Source organism: Palaeococcus sp. (in: euryarchaeotes) (assembly GCF_053987695.1).
Window position 1 is genome coordinate 1 of the sequence record NZ_JBMXHE010000032.1, and the last position, 2644, is coordinate 2644.

3 protein-coding genes are annotated in these 2644 nt (G+C 46.6%); all 3 read left to right on the forward strand.

Going from position 1 to position 2644, the window contains the following annotated elements:
- The first annotated feature begins 74 nt into the window (after window positions 1-74).
- A complete protein-coding gene (purD, locus tag ACXJGZ_RS02565) occupies window positions 75-1370 on the forward strand; it encodes a phosphoribosylamine--glycine ligase (protein WP_456398236.1) in 1296 nt (431 codons plus the stop codon).
- Window position 1371: 1 nt separating this feature from the next.
- A complete protein-coding gene (locus ACXJGZ_RS02570) occupies window positions 1372-2508 on the forward strand; it encodes a formate--phosphoribosylaminoimidazolecarboxamide ligase family protein (RefSeq protein WP_456398235.1) in 1137 nt (378 codons plus the stop codon).
- Between the two features lie 10 nt (window positions 2509-2518).
- On the forward strand, window positions 2519-2644 hold a 126-nt coding region (locus ACXJGZ_RS02575; RefSeq protein WP_456398237.1), incomplete at its 3' end, for a phosphoribosylformylglycinamidine synthase subunit PurS.

Consider the following 2644-nt stretch of genomic DNA (forward strand, 5'->3'; position numbering starts at 1 on the left):
TTATAAATTTTATCATTTAAATGTTAAAACAAAGCTTAAAAATGATAAATTTTAACAAATTTATGGTGAAGATCATGCGCGTTTTGTTAGTTGGTGCAGGTGGAAGAGAGAGTGCAATTGCTGAAGCCCTTTCGAAGGATTCAGAACTCTACGTGGTGGCAAAGCATCTAAATCCAGGAATTAGGAGAGTAGCTTATGAATACGGACTTGCAAAGGAAACAGATGTTCAGAAGGTTCTTGATCTCGCTTTAAAATGGGGGATTGAGATTGCTTTCATAGGACCCGAGACACCTTTGGAGAAAGGCATTGTGGACACCCTTGAGGAGAATGGAATCCCTACAGTTGGTCCCTCAAAAGAAGCTGCCCAGCTTGAGACCAATAAAGCATTTGCCCGAGCATTGATGGAGAAACATGAAATTCCCGGGAGGAAACTCTTCAAAGTCTTTGATGATGTCAGTGAAATGCGGTCATGGATCAATGATTTCGGAAAGCCCGTTGTTGTAAAGCCCCTGGGGCTGACAGGCGGGAAAGGTGTTAAGGTTGTAGGCTATCAACTTAAGGATAATGAAGAGGCAAAGGAGTACGCAAAGGCGCTCATCGAAAAGGATGGGAGAGTTTTAGTCGAAGAAAGGACGGATGGGGTAGAGTTTACATTTCAAGTTTTCACGGATGGAAAGAGAGTAATACCCATGCCATTAGCCCAGGATTATCCCCATGCATATGAGGGCGATGTTGGACCAATAACCGGAGGAATGGGGTCATATTCCTGTGAAAACCATTTGTTGCCATTTGTATCAAAGGAAGATTACGAAAAGGCCTTTGAAACGCTCAAAAAGACTATCGACGCGATGCGTAAAGAAGGGATTCCATATAAAGGCATCCTCTACGGCCAGTTCATGCTTGCCAAAGATGAGCCGAAGATAATTGAGTTCAACGCCCGCTTTGGAGACCCGGAGGCGATGAACGTCCTTCCGATTCTAAAAACTTCTCTCCTCGAAATTGCAGAGGGGATAGTTGATGGAGCACTCAAAAAGGCCGAATTTGAGAAGAAAGCCACCGTTGTGAAGTATGTAGCACCTAAGGGCTATCCCACTGATCCAATAAAGGGAGTAAACGTTGAAATCAGCGAGGATAAAATCAGAGAAGAAGGGGCTAAAGTTTACTATGCATCAATAGACGAGAACTTCAGGATGCTCGGTTCGAGAGCTCTGGCAGTCGTTGGAATCGCCGATTCTCTGGAAGAGGCGGAAAGGATTGCATCCGCAGGAATAAAGCACGTCAGGGGCGAGATTTTCTACCGCGCTGATGTGGGAACCAAAGAAAGCCTCGAGAAGAGGGTTAGGATTATGAAGGAGATTAGGGGGGAATGAAATGATTGAAAGAGAGCAAATTTTGGAAGTTTTGAAGAATTACGATAAGGGAAACATAATTATTGGAGCAATTGGCAGTCATTCAGCTTTGGATATAGCAGATGGCGCTAAAGAAGAGGGTTTTAAGACGCTCATCGTGTCCCAGAAAGGCAGGCACAAAACTTATGCAGAATACTTCAAGCTTAAGAAGACGAAGGACGGCCTAAGGAAAGGCTTCATCGATGAGGTAATAATTTTGGAGAAGTTCGGCAAAATCATCGATATTCAAGAAGAGCTGAGGAAGAAGAACGTTATCTTCATTCCCAACCGCTCCTTTGTGGTTTATACTGGCATTGATAAAGTTGAAAACGACTTTTTGGTGCCGCTCTTTGGGAGCAGAAATCTATTGAGGAGCGAGGAAAGGAGTGAGGAAAAGAGCTATTACTGGCTTTTGGAGAAAGCCGGCTTACCTTATCCAGAGCCTGTTAAGCCAGAGGACATAAACGAGCTTGTAATTGTTAAGCTCCCTCACGCAAAGAAAAGGCTTGAGCGCGGCTTCTTCACCGCTGCGAGCTACAAAGAGTTTCGGGAAAAGGCGGAGAAGCTAATGAAGCATGGAGTAATCACGGAGGAAGATTTAGCCAAAGCGAGGATTGAAAAGTACATCATCGGACCAGTCTTCAACTTTGACTTCTTCTACTCACCCATTGATGAAGAGATTGAGCTTTTGGGGATTGACTGGCGCTTTGAGACGAGCTTGGATGGACATGTTAGATTGCCCGCCTCTCAGCAGTTAACCCTCCAGGAGCACCAGTTTGAGCCTGAATACACCGTTTGCGGCCACGCGAGCTCCACTTTGAGGGAGTCCCTCCTTGAGAAGGTCTTCGACATGGCCGAGCGCTATGTGGAGGCTGCAAAGAAGTACTACTCGCCCGGTGTTATTGGACCATTCACACTCCAAACGGCCGTTGACAAAGATCTCAACTTCTACATCTACGACGTCGCTCCAAGGACGGGAGGAGGAACGAACATTCACATGGCGATGGGACACCCATATGGAAACGCCCTCTGGAGAAAGCCGATGAGCACCGGAAGGAGGGTGGCGCTTGAGATAAAGCGCGCCCTTGAGCTGGACGAGCTTGAGAAGGTAGTCACGTGAGGTGGTTGAAATGAGGTGGAAGGTTACCGTCATCGTTCGCCTTAAGGAAGGTCTCAACGACCCGGAAGGAAGGGTCATAGGAAACGCCCTCAGGAACCTTGGCTACGCGGTGGAGAACCTGCGCGTTCCCAAGTAC